We start from the raw sequence: 22,304 nt of genomic DNA, 5'->3' as shown, positions 1-22,304 counted from the left end.
GGTGGCCCAAACAACAATGTTCTGGCCAGATCTAGCTAGCTCCCACAGGTTTTGTTTTCGACACAGATATTGTGGGAGCTAGCCTGCTAGCGATAACGGTGGCCCAAACAACAATGATTCTGGCCAGATCTAGCTAGCTCCCACAGGTTTGTGTTCGACACAGATATTGTGGGAGCTAGCCTGCTAGCGATAACGGTAGCCCAAACAACAATGATTCTGGCCAGATCTAGCGCTCGCGCATCGCCTCAGTCCGCGCCTTCAGCACAGGCTTCAGCAGATAATCCAGCACACTTTTCTCTCCGGTAATAATGTCCACCGTCGCCACCATCCCCGGAATGATCAGCAACGGTTTCACATCCCCGCCCAAATGGTTTTTGTCGGTGCGCACCTGAATCAAATAGAAGCTGTTGCCCTTGTCATCGGTGATGGTGTCGGCGCCGATCAGTTCCAGTTTTGCGCTCAGCCCACCGTAGATCGTGTAGTCGTAGGCGCTGAACTTGACCATGGCTTTCTGGCCCGGATGCAGGAACGCCACGTCTTGCGGTCGCACCTTCGCTTCGATCAGCAGATTGTCTTCCAGCGGGACGATTTCGACCATGTCGCTGCCCGGCTGCACCACACCGCCGATGGTGTTGACCTTGAGTTGCTTGATCACCCCGTGCACCGGCGAAGTCACGGTGGTGCGGCTGACCCGGTCATCAATCGCAATGCTCGACGCCGTGATTTTCGACAGGTCGGTGCGTTTCTGATTGAGGTCTTTCGCCGCGTCGGAGCGGAAGGTCTGCTCCGATTCGTCGATCTTGCTTTTGATCTCGTTGATCGCCGATTCAGCGCGAGGAATCGCCAGTGTCGTCGCGTTCAGTGAGCCGCGAATCTCCACCGCGCTGCGCTTGAGCCGCAGAATTTCCACGGGTGATACCGCACCGGTTCCCACCAGCGGCGCCGACATGTTCATCTCTTGCTGCAACAGCGCCAGGCTGGAGCTGTACTGGCCTTGCTTGGAGCGAAACTCCGCCAGTTCCTGAGTCTTCTGCCGCAATTGTTCGGTGAGCGTGCGTTGTTCGCTGGCCAGCCGCCGCTGACGTTGGTCGTACAGCGCACGCTCGTCTTCGGCGACTTGCGGGGCCTTGGAAATCACCTCTTCGGAAAGTTTTAACGGCCGGCCTTCAGCCTCGGCGGACAGCCGCTCGACTTGCACAGTCAGCGCATAACGGTCGGCCTCGCTCTCACCTTTGTTCGACAGAAACCGCGTGTCATCGAGGCGCAACAGCTTGTCGCCCTTGTTCACCATTTGTCCTTCGCGCACGAAGATCTCGGTGACGATCCCGCCTTCCAGGTTCTGGATCACCTGCACCTTGCTCGACGGAATCGCCTTGCCTTCACCCATCGTCACTTCTTCAAGCACTGCAAACTTGGCCCAGACCAACGCACTGATCAGCAACGCCGCCGCGAGCCACACTGTAATCCGCGACCAGCGTGGCGAATCCTGCAGCGAGGCGCCGGCAGTTTCCGGCATGAACTCGGCCTCGGCGCTTTTACCGAAACTGTCGAAGTAGCCGCGTGACTTACCATCTGAAGAAGCAGACATGGGGCGATACCCCTCAGTTAAGAAACATCAAACCGCACCACAAACGTGTGGCCAAAAAAACTTGCCTGTGAGCAGGGAGCTTTCCACAAATTGCAGGTAGCCCCATATTTTCTGGTGCCACAGTTATTTGTACGCATCTAAACGGCTGCCGAGCCGACGCGGCCCTTGCGCAGTGCATCGATGACCGCTTCTTTCGGACCGTCAGCGACGATCCGGCCGTTGTCCAGCACCAGCAATCGGTCCACCAGGCTCAGCATCGAGGTGCGATGGGTGACCAGCAGCAACGTTTTGCCCTGCACCCAGTCATGCAGTTTTTGCCGCAGGATGTCTTCACTGCTGTTGTCCATCGCGCTGGTGGGTTCGTCGAGCAGCATGATCGGCGGATCGAGCAGCAGTGCCCGCGCCAGCAACACGGCCTGACGTTGACCGCCGGACAGCAATTGCCCGCGTTCGCCCACGGGCCGGTCAAAACCTTGCGGGTGCTGGCGGGCGAGTTCGGTGACGCCGGTCAATTCGGCGACTTCGAGCATCCGAGAATCGCTGACGTAACGGGCACCGAGGGTCAGGTTGTCGCGCAGGCTGCCGGCCAACAGCGGCAGGTCGTGGGCGACGTAGCCGATCTGCTGGCGCAAGTCGGTGACATCCAGTTGTCGCAGGTCGAGACCGTCGAGCAGCAACTGACCTTCCTCTGGTTCATAGAAGCCCATCACCAGCCGCGCCAAAGTACTTTTGCCCGAGCCGCTGCGCCCGATGATGCCAACCCGTTCACCGGGTTTCAGGCTGAAGCTGACGTTGCTCAGCGCCGGGGCGTTCTGGCCGTTGTAGTGGAACGTCACGCCGTTGACGTCCAGCGCGCCTTGCAGTTGCGTGCGTTCCAGCGGCCGTTGCTTGCCGTCGCGTTCCTGCGGCAGAGACATCAGCGCATCGGTGCTTTTCATGGTCAGTTGCGCTTGCTGATAACGGGTGATCAACCCGGCGATCTGCCCCAACGGCGCGAGCACGCGGCTGCCAAGCATGTAGCTGGCGACCAGCGCACCGACGCTGAGGTTGCCGGCGATGATGCTGTAGACCCCGGCGACGATGGTCGCCATCCCGGAAAACTGCTGGATGAACAACGTGCCGTTGGTTGCCAGCGCCGAGAGGTTTCGTGCATGGCTGTCGAGGCGGGTAAGGGCGCCGTGGGTGCTTTCCCATTTGTGCTGGCGCTCGCTTTCGGCGCTGCAAGCTTTGAGGGTTTCCAGGCCGCCGAGGGTCTCGATCAACAGGGCCTGACGTTCGGCACCGAGGCTCAGGCTCTTCTGCACGGTGTCGCGCAGGCGGATCTGAATCGCCAGGGCAAAAATGATTGTGATCGGAAACGCCAGTAGCGGAATCACCACCAGCCAGCCGCCGAGCAAGCCGATCACCACCAGCATCAACACCACGAAAGGCAGGTCGATCAGGCTGGTCAGAGTCACTGCTGTCAGGAATTCACGCAGGCCCTGAAAGTCATGAATGCTCTGAGCGAAGCCGCCGATGGTCGCCGGCCGTGCCTTCATCGACATGCCGGTGATGCGCTCAAATAAAGTCGCGGAAAGGATTACATCGGTTTTTTTGCCTGCCGTGTCCAGCAGGTGCGCACGCACCACCCGCAGCACCAGTTCGAAACCGGTGCCGATCAGCAGGCCGATCGCCAATACCCACAAGGTCGATGTCGCCTGATTCGGCACCACGCGGTCGTAGGTCTGCATGACGAACAGCGGCACCATCAGGCCCAGCAGGTTGATCAGGAAACTGGCGAGAATCGCGTCGCTGTACAGCCATTTCGACAGTTTCAGCGTGTCGCGAAACCATGCCTGAACCCGTGGCACCAGCGGCGAGCGCAGGTCTTCCAGTTCATGGCGCGGACGGGCGAACAGTGCCTGGCCGTTGTAGTGTTCGGTGAGTTCTTCGCGGCTGACCCATTGCTCGCCGCCATCGGCTTCGCTGGGCAGGATCAACGCCTTGCCGTCGTCGCCGAAGCGCCGCAGCACGGCGGTGCGGCCATCTTTCAGCAGCAACAGGATCGGCAGGTTGAGCGGCGAGATATCTTTCAGTTCGCGGCGCAGCAGACGCGCCTGCAACCCGGCCCGGGCCGCTGCGCGGGGCAGCAGGTCGAGGCTCAGGCGTTGTTTGTTCAGTGGCAGGCCGGCACTCAGACTGGCGCGACTGACAATCGCGCCATGCAGTTTGCAGAGGATCAACAGACCGTCGAGTAACGGATCATCGAAGCTCAGCCGCGGATCGATCCCGGAGTTGCCGGGTTCCATGCTGGTCATATTGATCGCCTGTGGCGAGGGAGCTTGCTCCCGCTTGAGTGCGCAGCACTCACACTGTCTGCATCGTCAATCGGTGTTTGGGGCTGCTGCGCAACCCAGCGGGAGCAAGCTCCCTCGCCACGTCAGATCATTTCAACTCAGGCAAGCGCGCTTCGTTTTTCACTTCGGTCGCGGCGATTGCATCTGCCGGCAACACCACCCGTTGCTTGCTCAGCAACTGGCCCATGTTCGCCAGCACGCGGTACATCGAATATTCCTCGGTGTAGCGAATTTCGGTGTAGCGACGGTTGGCGTTGTAGAGCTCGTTTTCACTGTCGAGCAAGTCGAGCAAGGTACGTTGGCCCAGGCCGAACTGATCCTGATAGGCCGCACGCACGCGTTTGGTGGTTTCGGCGTATTCGCGGGCGGTCGGGGTTTGTTTCTTGGCGTTGACCATGGCGTTCCACGCCAGGTGAATGTTCTCGTTGAGCTGGCGCAGCGCGTTGTTGCGGATGTCCATCGCCTGATTGATCTGGTGCGCATCGGACGCCAGACGCGCCTTGTCGCTGCCGCCACGGAACAGGTTGTAGTTCATGATCACGCCGACACGCCATTCGTTGTCGTGACCCTCATCGCCCTGCACGTTGTTGTTCGCACCCACCGCTGCTTCGGCATCGAAACGTGGGTAGAACGGCGACTTGGCGACTTCGTACTGGCTCTCGGCCGATTGCACGTCGGCCTGCGCGGATTTCAGATACGGGTTGTTCTCGACCATGCTTTGCTGGGCTTCCGGCAGGCTGGTCGGCAGTTCGCCGCGAGTCGATGGGGGGGCTTCCAGTTCATCTGGCATGCGCCCGACCACGGCGTAGAAGTTCGATTCGGCGTCGGCCAGATCGACTTCGGCGGTGTCGAGGTTGTTTTGCGCCAGCGCCTTACGCGCTACCGATTGGTCGGAGTCCGCGGTGCTGCCGATGCCGCGCTGGGTGCGCAGGCCGATCTGATCGTTGACCCGCAAGTGCGCCTGCAAGTTGTTCTTGGCCAGGGTCACCAGTTCTCGACGCTTGAGCACTTCGAGATAAACCTCGATGGTGCGCAGCGCCAGATCCTGAGCGGTGCCTTGCGCGTAATAAGCCCGCGAGTTGGACACGCCTTTGGTGCGCTCGACCTCGTTGGCGGTGTTGAAACCGTCGAACAGCATTTGCCGCAGGCGCAGTTCGGACTGGGTGTAATTGAGGATTTCAGTGTTATGACCGCTTGGCGTCAGCGAACGGGTATTGGTGTTATCGCTATACCCGCGCCCGTAAGCAGCATTCAAATCGACGGACGGATAGAAGCCGCCCTTGGCGACTTTGACTTGTTCATCAGCCGAGAGCTTGGCATCAACGCGCGAGGCCAGTTCCGGGTGAGTGGCGATGGTGCTTTGAATGGCGTCGGTCAGGTTCATGGCCTGGGCTTGGGAAGTGCAAGCCATGGCCAGCAAAACCGCGCTGCAGAGGGGGGTTAAAACGCGCATGGGTGCATCTCCCTGAGTCCTGATGGTGCGTTACTGTCGCCAAATATTTGACGAAATTTTGAGGTTTAAGCGTTTCACTCTTGTAACAACAGAGCTAAGAACATCCTGAAGCGTAGCTAAGAAAAAATTTTCATAAGGCTTATGCCAAAAAAAACTTATGCGCTCCGCCAAATCCGGCACATTGTTCACCTCGAAAGCCTTTGTTTCATGCGCTTTAGGGAGTGCGAAAAGGCTTGAGGAAAGTTCCATTCACTTTGCGACATACGGCGAAGTAATGCTGAAGGGGAGGGACGCGTAGCGGCAGATGAGCGACATTTTTTTGTCACTCGGGTGATTCACCACCGTTACGTAGCGTCCGTGGGCAAGTGGTATTGATCAGGGTCTGGAAGTGCTTGATAGCACTCCTGTTTCTCGATCTGCCGGGCCTGCGGCCGAACTGTCGAGGTGCGAGCGTCGCCCCGGCAACCCGCTTGAGCCATGGGCGTGCTTCGCGAACCAGTGCCGACGGTGGTCGGCAGCGGAGGAGTTTCACATGGCAACGCTCATCGGGATCGTCACTAAAGTCATTGGTCAGGTTTTCGCTCAGGCAAGCGACGGCAGCCGCCGCGCCCTGATGGAGGGTGATCGCTTGTTTGCCGGCGATCAGTTGATCACTGGCGCCGAAGGGGCGGTTGCCGTCCATCTGCAAAATGGCCAGGAACTGACCCTGGGCCGAGACAGCAGCCTGACCATGACCGGCCAGTTACTGGCGAATCAGGCGCCGCATGTCGATACCCCGGAAGCGCTGACCCCCAGTGAAACCCAACTGACCGACGTCGAGCAGATCCAGAAAGCCATCGCCGCCGGTGACGACCCGACCAAAACCGCGGAAGCGACTGCTGCCGGCCCCAACGCTGCGACTGGCGTTCCGGGTGAGGCGGGTGGCGGTCACAGTTTTGTGTTGCTGGAAGAGGTCGGTGGCCGGGTCGATCCGCGTATCGGTTTTCCTACTGCCGGTTTCAATGGCATTCCCGAGTTTCCCGAAGAGCGGCATAACGTTGTCATCGACAACGGTGACAACACGCCTCCGATCGTCGTGCCGCCGCCGGTCAACAATCTGGTGTCGCTCAGCGGCCTCGCGGTGCCCGGCGGCGAGCTGACCCTCAACGAAGCCAATCTGCCTACAGGCTCTGCCGCCAACCCTGGCGCGCTGACTCAAAGTGGCAGCTTCACCGTCAACGCGCCCGATGGTTTGACCAGCCTGAGCATCGGCGGGATCAACGTCGTGGTCGGTGGAGTGGCGGCAGGTTTTCCGCAGTCGATCACCAGCCAGTTGGGCAACACGCTGACCATCACCGGGTTCAATCCGGCGACGGGCGTCGTCACTTACAGCTACACCCTCAACGGCAATGACGCGCATCCGGCCGGCGATGGAGCGAACAGTCTCAGCGAACAATTCACGGTAATTGCCGGCGACAGCAATGGCGACTCCGCGACCGGCACCCTCGACGTCAACATCATCGACGATGTGCCCAAAGCGGTTAACGACACCAACGCGAACACTGCATCGGAAACCCTGTTGACCCTGACCGGCAACGTGCTGACCAACGATGTGCAAGGCGCGGATCGGGTGCCAACAGGTCCCGTGACGGCCGGGACGTTCACCGGTACTTACGGGACTTTGGTACTTCACACCGATGGCACCTACACCTACACGCTGAACACCAGCGATGCCGATTTCAAAGCGCTGCACGGCGGTGGCAACGGCACCGAGACTTTCGCCTACACCATCACCGATTCCGATGGCGATTCGAGCACCGCGAATCTGGTTTTGCAGATTCACAACAACGACGATCCAGTGATCATCAACGGCTTGAACGTTGAAGGAGGCGAGCTGACGGTTTACGAGAAAAATCTCGGCACTGGTAGCGCACCTGATTCAACCGCGCTGACTCAAAGCGGCACGTTCACCATCACTGCACTCGACGGCGTTACCACGCTGACCGTCGGTGGAATTGCCGTAGTCACCAATGGCGTGGCGGCTGGTTTCCCGCAATCGGTTACTACGCCGTTGGGCAGTACGCTGACCATCACCGGGTTCAACGCAACCACGGGTGTCGTCAGTTACAGCTACACCCTTGATCACAACGACGCGCACCCGACCGGCAACGGTGCCAACGCGTTGCCTGAGCAATTTGCAGTGACGGTGGTGGACGATAACGGCACCACGGCCAACGCGACTCTCGATGTGAACGTGGTCGATGACGTGCCCAAAGCGGTTGATGACAGCAACGCCGTCACCGCTTCGGAAACCCAGTTGACGCTGACCGGCAACGTGCTGACCAACGACGTACAAGGCGCCGACCGCGTACCCACCGGGCCAGTGACCGCAGGTACATTCACCGGCACTTATGGCACGCTGGAACTGCACACTGACGGCACTTACACCTACACGCTCAACCCGACAGATGCAGATTTCAAAAACCTGCACGGTGGCGGCAACGGCACGGAAAACTTCACCTACACCATCACCGATTCCGATGGTGACACCAGCACCGCAAATCTGGTTTTGCAGATCCACAACAACGATGATCCTGTGATCATCAACGGCCTGGACGTGAACGGTGGCGAGCTGACGGTTTACGAAAAAAACCTCGGTACCGGCAGTGCACCTGACTCCACCGCGCTGACCCAAAGCGGCACGTTCACCATCACAGCATTGGACGGCGTTACCACGCTGACTATCGGCGGCATTGCTGTCGTCACCAATGGTGTGGCGGCTGGCTTCCCGCAATCGGTCACGACTCCGCTGGGCAGTACGCTGACCATCACCGGGTTCAACGCCACAACCGGTGTCGTCAGTTACAGCTACACCTTGGATCACAATGACGCACATCCAACCGCCAATGGCGCAAACACCCTCAGCGAGCAATTCGGCGTCACGGTTGTGGACGATAACGGCACCACCGCCAACGCATCACTGGACGTCAACATCGTCGACGACCTGCCGAAAGCCGTGAATGACAGCAACGCGGTTACCGCTTCGGAAACCCAGTTGACGCTGACCGGCAATGTCCTGACCAACGACGTGCAAGGCGCCGACCGAGTACCGACCGGGCCAGTGACCGCAGGTACTTTCACCGGCACTTATGGCACGCTGGAATTGCACACTGACGGCACTTACACCTACACGCTCAACCCGACCGATGCAGACTTCAAAAACCTGCACGGCGGCGGCAACGGCACGGAAAACTTCACCTACACCATCACCGATTCCGACGGCGACACCAGCACTGCAAATCTGGTTTTGCAGATCCACAACAACGATGATCCTGTGATCATCAATGGCCTGGACGTGAACGGTGGCGAGCTGACGGTTTACGAGAAAAACCTTGGCACCGGTAGTGCGCCTGATTCAACCGCGCTGACTCAAAGCGGCACGTTCACCATCACTGCACTCGACGGCGTCACCACGCTGACAGTCGGTGGCATCGCCGTCGTCACCAATGGCGTAGCCGCTGGCTTCCCGCAATCGGTCACGACTCCGCTCGGCAGCACACTGACCATCACCGGGTTCAACGCCACCACCGGCGTCGTCAGTTACAGCTACACCCTCGACCACAACGACGCACACCCAACCGCCAACGGCGCAAACACCCTCAGCGAGCAATTCGGCGTCACCGTAGTCGATGACAACGGCACGACCGCCAACGCGACTCTCGATGTGAACGTGGTCGATGACGTGCCCAAAGCTGTCGATGACAGCAACGCCGTCACCGCCTCGGAAACCCAACTGACGCTGACCGGCAATGTCCTGACGAACGATGTGCAAGGCGCGGATCGCGTACCCACCGGGCCTGTCACCGCCGGTACGTTCACCGGCACTTATGGCACGCTGGAACTGCATGCCGACGGCACTTACACCTACACGCTCAACCCGACCGATGCAGACTTCAAAAACCTGCACGGCGGTGGCAACGGCACGGAAAACTTCACCTACACCATCACCGATTCCGACGGCGACACCAGCACCGCGAACCTCGTTTTGCAGATCCACAACAACGACGATCCAGTGATCATCAATGGCCTGGACGTGAATGGTGGCGAGCTGACGGTTTACGAGAAAAACCTTGGCACCGGTAGTGCGCCTGATTCAACCGCGCTGACTCAAAGCGGCACGTTCACCATCACTGCACTCGACGGCGTCACCACGCTGACAGTCGGTGGCATCGCCGTCGTCACCAATGGCGTAGCCGCTGGCTTCCCGCAATCGGTCACGACTCCGCTGGGCAGCACGCTAACCATCACCGGGTTCAACGCAACCACTGGAGTTGTCAGCTACAGCTACACCCTCGACCACAACGACGCGCATCCAACTGCCAACGGCGCCAATTCACTTTCCGAGCAATTTGGCGTCACCGTAGTCGATGACAACGGCACCACCGCCAACGCGACCCTCGATGTGAACGTGGTCGATGATGTGCCCAAAGCGGTTGATGACAGTAACGCGGTTACCGCTTCGGAAACCCAACTGACGCTGACCGGTAACGTGCTGACCAACGATGTACAAGGCGCCGACCGCGTACCCACCGGACCAGTGACCGCAGGTACATTCACCGGCACTTATGGCACGCTCGAACTGCATACTGACGGCACTTACACCTACACGCTCAACCCAACCGATGCAGACTTCAAAAACCTGCACGGCGGTGGCAACGGCACGGAAAACTTCACCTACACCATCACCGATTCCGACGGCGACACCAGCACTGCAAATCTGGTTTTGCAGATCCACAACAACGATGATCCTGTGATCATCAATGGCCTGGACGTGAACGGTGGCGAGCTGACGGTCTACGAAAAAAACCTCAGCACCGGCAGTGCGCCAGATTCCACGGCGCTGACTCAAAGCGGCACGTTCACCATCACCGCACTCGACGGTGTCACGACGCTGACCGTGGGCGGTATTGCCGTGGTCACCAATGGCGTAGCCGCTGGCTTCCCACAATCGGTCACCACGCCACTGGGCAGCACACTGACCATCACCGGGTTCAACGCAACGACCGGCGTCGTCAGCTATAGCTACACCCTTGATCACAACGATGCACACCCAACCGCCAACGGCGCAAACTCGCTCAGCGAGCAATTCGGCGTCACGGTTGTGGACGATAACGGCACCACTGCCAACGCATCGCTGGACGTCAACATCGTCGACGACCTGCCAAAAGGCGTGAACGACAGCAACGCAGGCACCGCATCGGAAACCACACTTACGCTCAGCGGCAACGTCCTGACCAACGACGTGCAAGGCGCCGACCGCGTACCGTCTACCGGCCCAACCACCGGCCCGATTACCGCAGGTACTTTCACCGGTACTTACGGCACGCTGGTGCTCAATGCCAACGGCACTTACACCTACACGCTGAATCCAACCGATGCAGACTTCAAAAACCTGCACGGCGGTGGCAACGGCACGGAAAACTTCACTTACACCATCACCGATTCGGACGGTGACACCAGCACCGCGAATCTCGTTTTGCAGATCCACAACAACGACGACCCGGTGATCCTCACCGGTCTCGACGTCACTGGCGGTGAACTCACCGTCTACGAAAAAAACCTCAGCGACGGCAGCAGCCCCAACACCCCGTTGCTCACCCAGAGCGGCACCTTCACCGTCACCGCGCTGGACGGACTGCAAACCCTGACCGTGGGCGGCATCGCGGTAGTCACCAATGGCGTGGCCGCAGGTTTCCCGCAATCGGTCACCACGCCGCTGGGCAGCACGCTGACCATCACCGGGTTCAACGCAACCACTGGCGTGGTCAGCTACAGCTACACCCTGGTGGATAACGAAAACCATCCAACCGGCAACGGCGCCAACAGCCTGACCGAGAACTTCAACGTGGTCGCTACCGACGGCGATGGCAGCACCGCATCCGGGCAGATCAACGTCAACATCATCGATGACCTGCCGACCGCCAAACCCGACACCGGCTCGGTGGCGGAGGGCGGGACGGTCAATATCAGCGTACTCGGCAACGACGTCACCGGTGCCGATGGCGCGGCGGCTGGCGGCGCGGTGGTCGGCGTGCGCGCCGGCAGCAACACCGCGACTTCGGCGATTGGCGGGCTCAACAGCAACGTCAACGGCGCCTACGGTTACCTGACCCTGGATGCCGCCGGCAACGCCATTTACCACAGCAACCCGAACTCGGTGAGCCCACCCGGCGCCACCGACACGTTCACCTACACCATCCGCGATGGCGATGGTGACGAAAGCACCACGACCATCACCATCAACGTCGCCGACAGCAAACTGGTGGCCTCGGTCGATCAGGACGTGACGGTCTACGAAAAAGCCCTCGACCTGACCAAGGACGGCCAGGATCTGGCCCCCGGCACGGTCATCGGCAGCGATCCGACCAACACTGGCGAAACCGCGACCGGCACGCTGGTCGGTGCCGTCACCGGCGGCAGTGGCGCGATCACTTACACACTGGTCGGCAGCGCCACCGGCACCTATGGCCAGATCCAACTGAATGCCGACGGCACCTACACCTACACCCTGACCTCGGCGCCGAAAACCTCGCCGAGCGCCAACGACGGCGCCAACACCCTGAGTGAAAGCTTCACCTACAAAGCCACCGACGCGCTGGGCAACACCACCACCAGCACCATCGTCGTCAACATCGTCGATGACGTGCCTAAAGCCGTGGCATCGGATCGTTCGGTGGCGGCGGTGGAGATCGATTCGAACATCCTCATCGTGCTCGACATCTCCGGCAGTATGGCCGACGCCTCCGGTGTGCCTGGCCTGTCGCGGCTGGCGCTGGCCAAACAGGCAATCAGTGCCTTGCTCGACAAATACGACGACCTCGGTGACGTGAAGGTGCAACTGGTGACCTTCAGCAGCAGCGCCACTGATCGCACTTCGGTGTGGGTCGATGTGGCCACCGCCAAGAGCCTTCTCGCCGGCCTCACCGCTGGCGGCGGCACCAACTACGACGCGGCCGTGGCGGCCATGCAAACCGCGTTCAACACCGCGGGGAAACAGGACGGTGCGCAGAACATCGGCTACTTCTTCTCCGACGGTAAACCAACCACCGGCCAAGACATCGGCACCGCTGACGAAACTGCACTGAAAGCCTTCCTCGATGCCAATAACATCAAGAACTATGCGATCGGTCTGGGCAGCGGCGTCAGCAATGCCAACCTTGATCCTCTGGCCTATGACGGCATTAGCCACACCAACACCAACGCGGTAGTGGTGACCGACCTCAACCAGCTCAATTCGGTGCTGTCCGGCACCGTGGTCGGCGCGCCGGTTACCGGTTCACTGCTGGGCGAGGGCGGCACGTTCGGCGCGGATGGCGGTTTCATCAAATCCATCGTCGTCGACGGCACCACTTACACCTACGATCCGAAAGCCAACAGCGGTCAGGGCTCGTTGACCGCCAGCGGTGGCACCAACCACGGCACGTTCGACACCACGACCAACACCGTGAGTATCGCCACCAGCAACAGCGGCACGTTGCAGATCAACCTCGACACTGGCGACTACACCTACATCTCGCAAAAAACCACGACGACGGTGATCACCGAGAACATCGGCTTCACCCTCAGCGACAACGACGGCGACCTCGCCAGTTCAACGCTGACGGTAAAAGTGATCCCCAACTCGCCACCGGTGGCGGTGGACGACCACGTCATCACCAACGTGCTGTCGAGCAGCGTCACGGTGCCCGGCGAGCTGTTGCTGGCCAACGACACTGATCCCGATAACGACACGCTGACCGCCTCGCCAACCACCTTCAACACCGGTTGGGTGGCCAAAGGCGCGGACTTCACCGGCACTGGCGCGATCAATTTCGCCGGCACCGGCAACACGACCGCCAACCAGAACCTGGCCGATGTGCGCGCCGCGTTCGCGGCCAACACCGCAGCGATGACGGCGATGCTGGTGGTCAGTGGTTACCTTGGCGCGGTGACCACCGCCAACGCCAACGATGAAGACCTGATCACCGTCAAACTGAAACAGGGTGAGACTCTTAACCTGGATCACAACCTGGCGGCCGGGCACATCACCATGGAGTATTCGCTCAATGGCGGCGCATTCGTGCCAATTGCCGACGGCGGCACCATCACCGCCAGCGCCGACGGCACCTATCAGATTCACGTGACCAACATCACCAACACCAGCGGCAGCAACACGACTGCGGCGGAAAACTATCAGCTGACCCTGACGGTTAACTACGCCGGCGCCCACGACGTGACGCCAGACTTCAACGGCACTTACACCGCCAACGACAACCACGGCGGCAGCGACACCGCCAACGTCAGCATCACCTATCAGGACGGTCACACCCTCACCGGTACAGCGGGGGATGACATTCTGGTGGCCGGCACCGGCAACAACATCCTCAACGGTGGCGACGGCAACGATGTGCTCACCGCAGGTTCCGGCAACAACGAGATGCACGGCGGCGCCGGCAATGATTTGCTCTACGCAGGCCCGGGCAACGACATTCTCGACGGCGGCACCGGTATCGACACGGTCAGCTATGCGCATGCCACCGCCGGTGTCACGGTCAACCTGAGCCTGCTCGGTGCACAAAACACCATCGGCGCCGGCACCGACACCATCAGCAACGTCGAAAACCTCACCGGTTCAAACTTCAACGACACCCTGACCGGTGACAACAATAACAACGTGATCAATGGCGGCTTGGGCAACGACACGCTCAACGGTGGCGGTGGCGATGACCTGCTGATCGGCGGCATGGGCAACAACACCCTGACCGGCGGGCCGGGCGCCGACACCTTCCAGTGGCTGAAAGGCAACAGTGGCCATGACGTGGTCACCGACTTCACTCCAGGCACCGACAAGCTCGACCTGTCGCAACTGCTGCAAGGTGAAAACGGCACCACGGCATCGCTCGATGACTACCTGCACTTCACCGTCACCGGCAGCGGCGCCTCGGTTCTCACCAGCATCGACGTCAGCGCCATCGCCGGCGCCACGCCGAACCAGACCATCGACCTGGCCGGCGTCAACCTCGCCAGCCACTACGGCGTGACCCCGGGGGCGGGCGGGGTGATCGCCAGCGGGCACGACACGGCGACGATCATCAGCGGCATGCTGAATGATCATTCGTTGAAGGTGGATACGGTTTGATCTAAAGGCTGAAACGACAAAACCCGCCGCCCCGGTTGATGGGGAGGGCGGGTTTTTTTATGTCTGGAAGAAATTGGGTGCCTGTTATTCAGCCTTCGCGAGCAAGCTCGCTCCCACAGTGGATTGGTGATGGCCACCTAATTTGTGCCCGCCAAAAACCCCCTGTAGGAGTGAGCCTGCTCGCGATAACCACCTGACAGCCACCCAATCCCTCACAGGTTCACTCAATCCCTGTGGGAGCTGGCTTGCCAGCGATGGCGGCCTACGAGCCGACCATTCCCTCACTGATGCACCCGCCCCAAATGTGGGAGCGAGCTTGCTCGCGAAAGCGGTGTATCAGCTGTCCCTAAACGTAATCCGATGCGCACGTTTAAAGTACACGAACCGTTACGCCATAAAGGCTACAACGCCTTGCGCCGTTACCTACGCGTACGCCAGAATCCGCCGGCTTACACGACTATGGGCCGGGCTATATCGTTTGCCTGTCACTGCAAAACAGTGATCGGGTTTGGTAGCCCGTTTCGGTACGGTCGTATGGCGTCACCTTATGTAGCCTCTTTTTAGGGCTCAGTTTTATATGGTGGACATGCGTGGGGCTCATTCGTGAGCGCCGGGTTCCGTATTGACCGGTCTACCAACCTGCGCATGGCCGCCACCCATCGTTTGGTAGCGAAGGTGATGGCTCCTATTTCTCGATACGGAGCTTTATCAATGTTCAAAGCCACACCCAATCCCCCAGACACAGACCCCATCCCGTACGATCCAGCCCTTGACCCCCTGAAGATCAAAGAGGCGACCGATCGCGCCATCAACTTCTACCTCAGCCCTGGCTCACTGAAGGTCTCGATACCTTCAACACCGTTACGCAAGTCGAGCAGGATCTTCCTCATCGATCCCACTGTGGACGAAGAAACACTGCTCGTCGAAGCCTGCGAATCATTAGCGGCCGCCAGCGACATGGCCCGCGATATCGGCAGCGCGCTCGACGACTCACAGCGCCGGGCCATGCTGATGCTGCATCAGGTGATCATGCTGAGTGAACTCATGGTGAACCGGGTACTGGATAGCCGCCGCTTGCCGCACTAGTTACCCGGTACCTCTGTAGAAGCTGCCGCAGGCTACGATTCTTTGATCGCAGCCTGCGGCAACGACAGGAAGTCATTCTTTCAAAGTACCTCGATGGGTACTTGTCCGGAGTTCCAGCTGATGCCCGAAACTACACCCAACCCGCCGATCACAGATTCGGTATCGCCGTACGAATCACTCAACTCAAGAAAACTCCACGAAGCCGCCGAACGCGCCCTCGACCACTACCTCGCTCCCGCACAAATCATGGCAACACCCTACACCCCCAGCAGCATGTTCATGGTCAACCCGCAAACCGACACCGAATCCCTGCTGGCCAACGCCTGCGAATCCCTGGCTTCGGCCACGGTGATGCTCGGTGATTTCGCCGGAACACTGGAGGGGCCGGGTCGCAACACGGCGCTGGGCATTGCCCAGGTTGTGATGCTGGGGGAGTTGGCGGTGAATCAGGCACTGGATAACGTTGTGCCAAAGGAATAGGCGCAACAGTTACGGCCTCATCGCGAGCAGGCTCACGGTTATACGCCCTACAAAGATCGCTTGTAGGAGTGAGCCTGCTCGCGATGGTAACCGATCAATCAAACGGCTTATCCCCTCGCCAAGACCGGTTCGGCGCAGGTTAGAGAACCGGGTGCAGGAGCCGGGCAAGCCCGAAGGCCTCGCATGCACAGCCGCGTTCTTTTGGATTTTTTTCAAGAAGCAAGATCAAAAGATCGCAGCACTGTCTTGCGCTGCGGCCCGTCCAGAAAAACAGCGAAGTCACTGGCTATCACCTTTGCCGAGGCCAGGAACTCAGGCGCATTGGTAAAGAGCGCTTCCTTGTCGACATTGGGGACGATGAGGTAAATGGTGCAGGTTTTCCGCCATAAGAAGAGCGAGTGTTGTGTGTCCAGAGATCGACGGGCTGCGAGACCCGATCGTTGATTCGCCGGCGACCGACCCACAATAGAAGCCGCCCCCCAGCGCACAAGCCGGCGGATTCTGGCGTAGCTGTAGGCAAAGGCGCGAGGACGTGTAGCCTGGAAGGCGTGTCTGGAGGTGCCCTTTAAATAGCCTGTGCTTTCAGGGTGTGCCGGATGGCTGTAGAGAATGGCAGATGTGCGGTGTTTTGAATTTCGCCCTCCAGAAACTCCTTAACATCCTCCGGAGAAAACTCTTCGGATATTTCCATGAGACCCTGCAGAGTGTTCAGGTGGGGAAAGATGGCCACACGTCTCATTGCCCGCAAGGCTCCGTTTTGCGCGTCAAGATTGAATATGCGCAATGTCTCGACGGCTCGCGGTCGTGCCCGATAATCCAGATCGGCGAGTGGGCTGATGGTGCCATCGCTGACAAAAAGCAGAAAACCGTCCGGATCATCTTCATCCGGTTTGAGCAGTTTGCTGTCGTCGTAGGGAGGGCAACCGTCTTTGAATTTTCCGCAGGCATCCTCCCGACAACATGAGTTGAACAGATTGGTCCATTCGAACGTGCCTTGCGGATATCTGTGTCGTTGTCGAAAGTGCTCGATGTGCGCATGTCCCGACTTGCTGATATTCGCTTCGCAGTAGGCGCAACGAGTATCTTGCATAACTTGAAGGCATTGGCGGATTTGCTATTTGTCTGTGTGTGTTACATCAGCCCATCTATGTAATCCGTGCCTATACCCACCAAGACAGCTTGGAGCCGTACCTCGAATCAGCTTCCGCATTCTCTCGACTTCCTTATTTTTGTTTTGTCAGTTGTTTGCGTTTGAATGTTTCGAGGCGAATCAACCGATCACAATCAAGCATTACCGGGTGTTGAGTATCAAAATGCTTGTCGAGGTATTCGCGCAGTAGCCACCCCTGTTCCGACTCATGTCGATCTTGCTGAATCAGCGCCAAGTACTCGCTCAACTTACGAGAGGGTTCATTGTCCGGTGTGGGATCGATCCCCATGATGTATGCCAGAACCTGTGAACTGGTGACGCCCTGAGTTTGTTGATCGACATTACTGATTCTGACTTGACGGCAATTGTCGTCAGTGACTGTGTGCAGGACACGGATACACTTTGCCTGAACCGATGTGATTACTTGCGGGCTATGTGTCGTGACGATGAACTGAATATTGGGGAAGGCACTGAGCAGATCAGGTATTACCGTTTGTTGCCACGCAGGATGAAGATGCATATCGACTTCATCGATCAGTACCACGCCCAAGCATTGAAGCGGCGCGGAGCTTCCGAAGTGAGGGTTCAGCTTTACGCAGCGATAGGCGATATCGGCTGCCAAAGCAACAATATTGCGGATGCCGTCACTGAGTTGGCTGACTTTCAGAACACCGTGTATTGGGTGTTCCAACACCAGATCAGCGAACTCGCTGCTGTAGGCTAAGTTTCGCCATCCAGTTTGTGATTCAATCATCGAGTTGACTGTGTTCTGTACAGCTTTAATTGGATTCAAAAACTCGTCTTTAACATCAAAGGTAGTTTGTCCACGTTCAAGACTGCGAATTTGCTCTTCGCGATAGCTACGAAAAATTCGTGTGTACCATTTGCTGAACTGTTTGTAGTTGGACGCAGGGTCAAGACTGTCGCGATAACCATAGGTTCTGGAAAGCTCGGCGTTATCGACCGGTTGAGATGTGGGGGTGTTATCTCTCCATAGACGGCTCGTACCGTAGTAAGCCAAAACAGGCAGATTGATCGGTTTGGTAACGTCCATCAATACGTTATGAAAGATCCAGCCTTGCAGATCACGAGCTTTGTTTTCCAAAGATCTCGCGCCTTTGTCGCTGCGGGTTTTCGTTCCTTTGCGGATACTGATACGGCTACGCGACCAGGAAACTTCGGTGTTCAGGAAATCAGCATGAGCCGTCAAACGAGCCGGAAGAGAGGGTTCCATTTGATGCGCTTCGACTGGGCGTAAAAAAACATCGTCAGGCTGAATGCCTGTCAGGAGAGCGTTACCCAAGTCAAATCCACGAACAAAGGGCCACAATGCCACCTTGATAGCATCCAGCAAACTTGTCTTGCCCTGGCCGTTACGCGCAACCAGCAAGGTGAGTTGTGGGTCCAGTTCGAGCGTCAACGCAGGGAAACAACGATAATTATCCAGCTCCAGCCTGATCAGTTTCACAGACTTTCCTCCATGTAGACCGATGCCAGGCTGCGGCAATGGTGGTGTTTCCAGAATCAGATTTGGCGCAAATTCTACTGTTAATGGAAACAGGTAGATACCTGCCGGCTATCCAGTAATGCATCAAGATTTGCGAAGAGTCTTCTGCCGCAAAATATAAACCGTCACCAGCACCGCACTGGTCAGCATGAAACCCCGCGCCCACGGCAGTGGCACCAGGTAACACGAGAACAGAATGCTCGCCCACATCAGGCTGATCGCATAGACCTTGCCCTTGAGCGGAATGCCGTTGCCATCGAGGTAGTCGCGAATCCATGGCCCAAGCCGGGGATGCTCGACCAGCCATTGATAGAAACGCGGAGAGCTGCGGGCGAAACAGGCGGCCGCCAGCAGGAGGAAAGGGGTGGTGGGCAGAACAGGCAGGAATATCCCGATCACCCCCAATGCCACGCTCAGCCAGCCAATGGCCAGCAGCAAGTAGCGCAACATCAGGGATCGGTTGCCTATGGGATTGTCCATAGGCCGGATCTTAGTGGTGACGTGGCTTGAGGATCGCCGGTTTTTCGTCCGGTGCCTGGCACAGCAGGTACAGCGCGGTCAGGGCTTCCGGGATCTGTACGATCATGTCGTCCATCAGATTGGCGTCTTTGGCGATGTCTTCGAACTCTGGCTGTTCGTCGAACAGACCCGAGCCAACCATGATCGGCAGCAGCATTTCGCTGACTTCTTCTTCGGCGGTTTCAAACCAGGCTGCTTCACGCAGGAAGACGCCTTCCATGAAGCCGATGCACCAGCCGCGCAGTTCGGAGTCGTCCGGCTCTTCACCCAGATCCAGTTCGCACGGCAGCTCGAATTCTTCGTCGGACGCCAGTTGACGGGCGATGTGCGCCTTGAGGCCGATCAGTGTGGCTTCGATTTCTGCACGCTGGGCGTCATCGGCGTAGTGCGGCTCTTCGGCGAACAGGGCGTCGATCCATTCACGCTCCGGGACGTCTTCGGCGCAGATCGACAGCGCGGTGAGGTAGCCGTGGGCGGCCACGTAATCCAGCGCCTCGTCATGCAGTTCGTCGGCGTCGAGGAAGACTTGCAGGCGGGTGAGTTGCTCAGCGAAGGACATTACGGGGCTACCTTGGGGGAATAAACAATGCGGGAATTCTAGGCCTTCTTGAGCGCTCAAGCCAGCCGCACGGCAGATTTGGCCCATTTGCACGAGTCTTATCAGCGGCACCCTGCGCAGGGGAGGGCTCGGGTATACTGCCGCGTTTTGCGATCCCTGCCCGTATTGCGGCTGTCATGCAATGCGCTCTTACGTTTTGTTTAAGCAGCCACGGCTGTTCTGAACCAGCCTGAGCAGGGATGTATCGGTAGATTTTTGGAGTTTTTATGCTCGAACAGGCTCAACGCGTCCTCAAGGACATCTTCGGCTACGACAGTTTCCGTGGCCGTCAGGGTGCAATCATTGAGCGCGTGGCCAGCGGCGGTGATGCGCTGGTGCTGATGCCTACCGGTGGCGGCAAGTCCCTGTGCTTCCAGGTGCCCGCGCTGTTGCGTGAAGGCCTGGCTGTGGTGGTGTCGCCACTGATCGCATTGATGGACGATCAGGTCGCCACCCTCGAAGAGCTGGGCGTGGCCGCTGCGGCATTGAACTCCACGCTGAGCGCCGAACAGCAGCGTGATCTTGCGACGCGGATCAAGCGCGGCGAAGTCAAAATGCTCTATCTGGCCCCCGAGCGACTGGTGCAGCCGCGCATGCTGGCGTTTCTGCAGAGCCTTGAGATTTCGCTGTTCGCCATCGACGAAGCGCACTGTGTGTCGCAATGGGGTCACGATTTCCGTCGCGAGTACCTGCAACTGGGTCAGTTGGCCGAACTCTTCCCCAATGTCCCGCGTATCGCCCTGACCGCTACCGCCGACAAACGCACCCGCGAAGAAATCGTCGAGCGTCTGCATTTGCAGAATGCCGAGCGTTTTCTGTCGAGTTTCGACCGTCCGAACATCTTCTACCGCATCGTCCCCAAGGAGCAGCCGCGCAAGCAGTTGCTGGCGTTCCTTGCCGAGCGGCGCAGCGATGCCGGCATCGTCTATTGCCTGTCGCGCAAGAAAGTCGAGGAAGTCGCGACGTTCCTGTCCGAGCAAGGTTTTCCGGCGCTGCCGTATCACGCCGGGCTACCCAACGATCTGCGTGCCTATCACCAGAAGCGCTTCCTCAACGAGGAAGGCCTGATCATGGTCGCTACCGTGGCGTTCGGCATGGGCATCGACAAACCCAACGTGCGCTTTGTTGCCCACCTCGATCTGCCGAAATCCCTTGAGGCCTATTATCAGGAAACCGGACGGGGTGGCCGTGACGGTCTGCCGGCGGATGCGTGGATGGCCTACGGTCTGCAAGACGTGGTGATGCTCAAGCAGATGTTGCAGAACTCCGAAGGCGACGAGCGGCACAAGCGTCTGGAGCAGCACAAGCTCGACGCCATGCTCTCGTTGTGTGAAGAAACCCGCTGCCGTCGCCAGACGCTGCTGGCCTACTTCGACGAAGACATGCCCGAGCCTTGTGGCCACTGCGACAACTGCACCGATGGCGTGCAGACCTGGGACGCCACCGAGCCTGCGCGTCAGGCGCTGTCGGCGATCTTCCGCACGGGTCAGCGCTATGGCGTCGGCCATCTGGTGGATGTGCTGCTGGGCAAGGACAACGAAAAAATTCGCAGCTTCGGTCACCAGCATCTGTCGGTGTGGGGCGTAGGCAAGGCACTGGGCGAAAGCGAATGGCGCTCGCTGTTCCGCCAGTTGGTGGCGCGGGGTCTGGCCGATGTCGACCATGAAGGCTACGGCGGCTTACGCCTGAGCGACACTTGCCGGCCATTGCTCAAGGGCGAAGTGAGCTTGGAACTGCGCCGCGATCTGAAACCGCAAATCACCGCCAAGAGCGGCAGCAAGAGCCCGGCCAGTCAACTGGTGCGCGGCGAAGAGCGCGAACAGTGGGAAGCGCTGCGTGCGCTGCGTCGCAAACTCGCCGAAGAACACGGTGTGCCGCCATACGTCATCTTCCCCGACTCGACGTTGCTGGAAATGCTCCGCAGCCAACCGAGTTCGCTGGCGGAAATGGCCACGGTCAGCGGCGTCGGTGCACGCAAGCTGGAACGCTATGGTGACGCTTTCCTCGAAGTGCTCGGCGGGCAGGCCGAGGCACCGAAAGTGGTGGCTGACGTGCGTCACGAACTGATCACGCTGGCCCGCGCCGGCATGACGCCGCTGCAGATCGCCGGTCAGTTGCAGTGCTCGGAAAAGAACGTGTACACGATGCTCGCCGAGGCCATCGGCAAGCAGCAGTTGTCGCTGGAACAGGCGCTGGATCTGCCGGAAGAACTGATGGGCGAAGTGCAGGACGCATTTCTCGACGGCGAGGGTGAACTACCGCCGGTCGCGGAAATTGCCGCGTTGTTTGCCGGTCGTGTCCCGGAAGGCGTGTTGTACTGCGTACGGGCTGCGCTGCAATCGGAATTTGAAATGTGAACGGTGTCCGCTGAATCGTTGTACGGATGTAACGATTCAGTACAGAGCAACTCTTGCCTATAGCTGTGGGCCA

12 protein-coding genes are annotated in these 22,304 nt (G+C 59.0%); 4 read left to right on the top strand and 8 right to left on the bottom strand.

Going from position 1 to position 22,304, the window contains the following annotated elements:
* Positions 1 to 226: 226 nt before the first annotated feature.
* The 3 genes from ACTWLJ_RS28415 to ACTWLJ_RS28405 all read right to left on the bottom strand — a co-directional run bounded on the left by ACTWLJ_RS28415 (position 227) and on the right by ACTWLJ_RS28405 (position 5,377).
* Positions 227 to 1,588, bottom strand: coding sequence for an HlyD family type I secretion periplasmic adaptor subunit (locus ACTWLJ_RS28415; RefSeq protein WP_445179354.1), 1,362 nt, complete (start codon positions 1,586 to 1,588; stop codon positions 227 to 229).
* 137 nt (positions 1,589 to 1,725) lie between these two features.
* Positions 1,726 to 3,885, bottom strand: coding sequence for a type I secretion system permease/ATPase (locus ACTWLJ_RS28410; RefSeq protein WP_445179353.1), 2,160 nt, complete (start codon positions 3,883 to 3,885; stop codon positions 1,726 to 1,728).
* Positions 3,886 to 4,012: 127 nt separating this feature from the next.
* Complete coding sequence (locus ACTWLJ_RS28405; RefSeq protein WP_401220405.1) at positions 4,013 to 5,377, bottom strand: TolC family outer membrane protein; 1,365 nt, start codon at positions 5,375 to 5,377, stop codon at positions 4,013 to 4,015.
* Between the two features lie 532 nt (positions 5,378 to 5,909).
* Between ACTWLJ_RS28405 and ACTWLJ_RS28400 the strand changes: the two genes are divergently transcribed.
* The 3 genes from ACTWLJ_RS28400 to ACTWLJ_RS28390 all read left to right on the top strand — a co-directional run bounded on the left by ACTWLJ_RS28400 (position 5,910) and on the right by ACTWLJ_RS28390 (position 16,100).
* Positions 5,910 to 14,534, top strand: coding sequence for a retention module-containing protein (locus tag ACTWLJ_RS28400; RefSeq protein ID WP_445179352.1), 8,625 nt, complete (start codon positions 5,910 to 5,912; stop codon positions 14,532 to 14,534).
* Positions 14,535 to 15,245: 711 nt separating this feature from the next.
* Positions 15,246 to 15,620 carry a DUF6124 family protein gene (locus ACTWLJ_RS28395; RefSeq protein ID WP_445179351.1) on the top strand — a complete coding sequence of 125 codons (375 nt, stop codon included), beginning with the start codon at positions 15,246 to 15,248 and terminating at the stop codon, positions 15,618 to 15,620.
* A gap of 120 nt (positions 15,621 to 15,740) precedes the next feature.
* A complete protein-coding gene (locus ACTWLJ_RS28390) occupies positions 15,741 to 16,100 on the top strand; it encodes a DUF6124 family protein (protein ID WP_445179350.1) in 360 nt (119 codons plus the stop codon).
* A 212-nt stretch (positions 16,101 to 16,312) separates the two neighbouring features.
* Here the strand turns inward: ACTWLJ_RS28390 and ACTWLJ_RS28385 are convergent, their stop codons facing one another.
* From ACTWLJ_RS28385 to ACTWLJ_RS28365, 5 genes are all read right to left on the bottom strand, one after another.
* Complete coding sequence (locus ACTWLJ_RS28385; RefSeq protein WP_445179349.1) at positions 16,313 to 16,564, bottom strand: DUF6124 family protein; 252 nt, start codon at positions 16,562 to 16,564, stop codon at positions 16,313 to 16,315.
* Positions 16,565 to 16,665: 101 nt separating this feature from the next.
* Positions 16,666 to 17,211 (bottom strand): retron system putative HNH endonuclease, encoded by a 546-nt coding sequence (locus ACTWLJ_RS28380; protein ID WP_445181433.1) that lies wholly within the window; start codon positions 17,209 to 17,211, stop codon positions 16,666 to 16,668.
* Between the two features lie 112 nt (positions 17,212 to 17,323).
* Entirely contained in the window at positions 17,324 to 18,718 is a 1,395-nt protein-coding gene (locus ACTWLJ_RS28375) for an AAA family ATPase (protein WP_445179348.1), read from the bottom strand.
* Positions 18,719 to 18,841: 123 nt separating this feature from the next.
* Positions 18,842 to 19,237, bottom strand: a complete 396-nt coding sequence (locus ACTWLJ_RS28370) for a YbaN family protein (RefSeq protein WP_445179347.1) — start codon at positions 19,235 to 19,237, stop codon at positions 18,842 to 18,844.
* 10 nt (positions 19,238 to 19,247) lie between these two features.
* On the bottom strand, positions 19,248 to 19,835 hold the full coding sequence (locus ACTWLJ_RS28365; protein ID WP_445179346.1) for a UPF0149 family protein: 588 nt from the start codon (positions 19,833 to 19,835) through the stop codon (positions 19,248 to 19,250).
* A 266-nt stretch (positions 19,836 to 20,101) separates the two neighbouring features.
* Between ACTWLJ_RS28365 and recQ the strand changes: the two genes are divergently transcribed.
* Positions 20,102 to 22,231, top strand: a complete 2,130-nt coding sequence (gene recQ / locus ACTWLJ_RS28360; protein WP_445179345.1) for a DNA helicase RecQ — start codon at positions 20,102 to 20,104, stop codon at positions 22,229 to 22,231.
* The last annotated feature ends 73 nt before the right edge of the window (positions 22,232 to 22,304 follow it).

This window comes from Pseudomonas sp. McL0111 (assembly GCF_052567255.1).
The sequence above is the reverse complement of the archived record's forward strand: the minus strand, read 5'-3'. Positions and strand labels throughout refer to the sequence as shown.

Coding starts and splice junctions, on each gene's coding strand:
- recQ (WP_445179345.1), top strand. CDS start 20,102: ATGCTCGAACAGGCTCAACGCGTCCTCAAGGACATCTTCGGCTACGAC.
- ACTWLJ_RS28370 (WP_445179347.1), bottom strand. CDS start 19,237: ATGGACAATCCCATAGGCAACCGATCCCTGATGTTGCGCTACTTGCTG.
- ACTWLJ_RS28415 (WP_445179354.1), bottom strand. CDS start 1,588: ATGTCTGCTTCTTCAGATGGTAAGTCACGCGGCTACTTCGACAGTTTC.
- ACTWLJ_RS28400 (WP_445179352.1), top strand. CDS start 5,910: ATGGCAACGCTCATCGGGATCGTCACTAAAGTCATTGGTCAGGTTTTC.
- ACTWLJ_RS28405 (WP_401220405.1), bottom strand. CDS start 5,377: ATGCGCGTTTTAACCCCCCTCTGCAGCGCGGTTTTGCTGGCCATGGCT.
- ACTWLJ_RS28395 (WP_445179351.1), top strand. CDS start 15,246: ATGTTCAAAGCCACACCCAATCCCCCAGACACAGACCCCATCCCGTAC.
- ACTWLJ_RS28365 (WP_445179346.1), bottom strand. CDS start 19,835: ATGTCCTTCGCTGAGCAACTCACCCGCCTGCAAGTCTTCCTCGACGCC.
- ACTWLJ_RS28390 (WP_445179350.1), top strand. CDS start 15,741: ATGCCCGAAACTACACCCAACCCGCCGATCACAGATTCGGTATCGCCG.
- ACTWLJ_RS28410 (WP_445179353.1), bottom strand. CDS start 3,885: ATGACCAGCATGGAACCCGGCAACTCCGGGATCGATCCGCGGCTGAGC.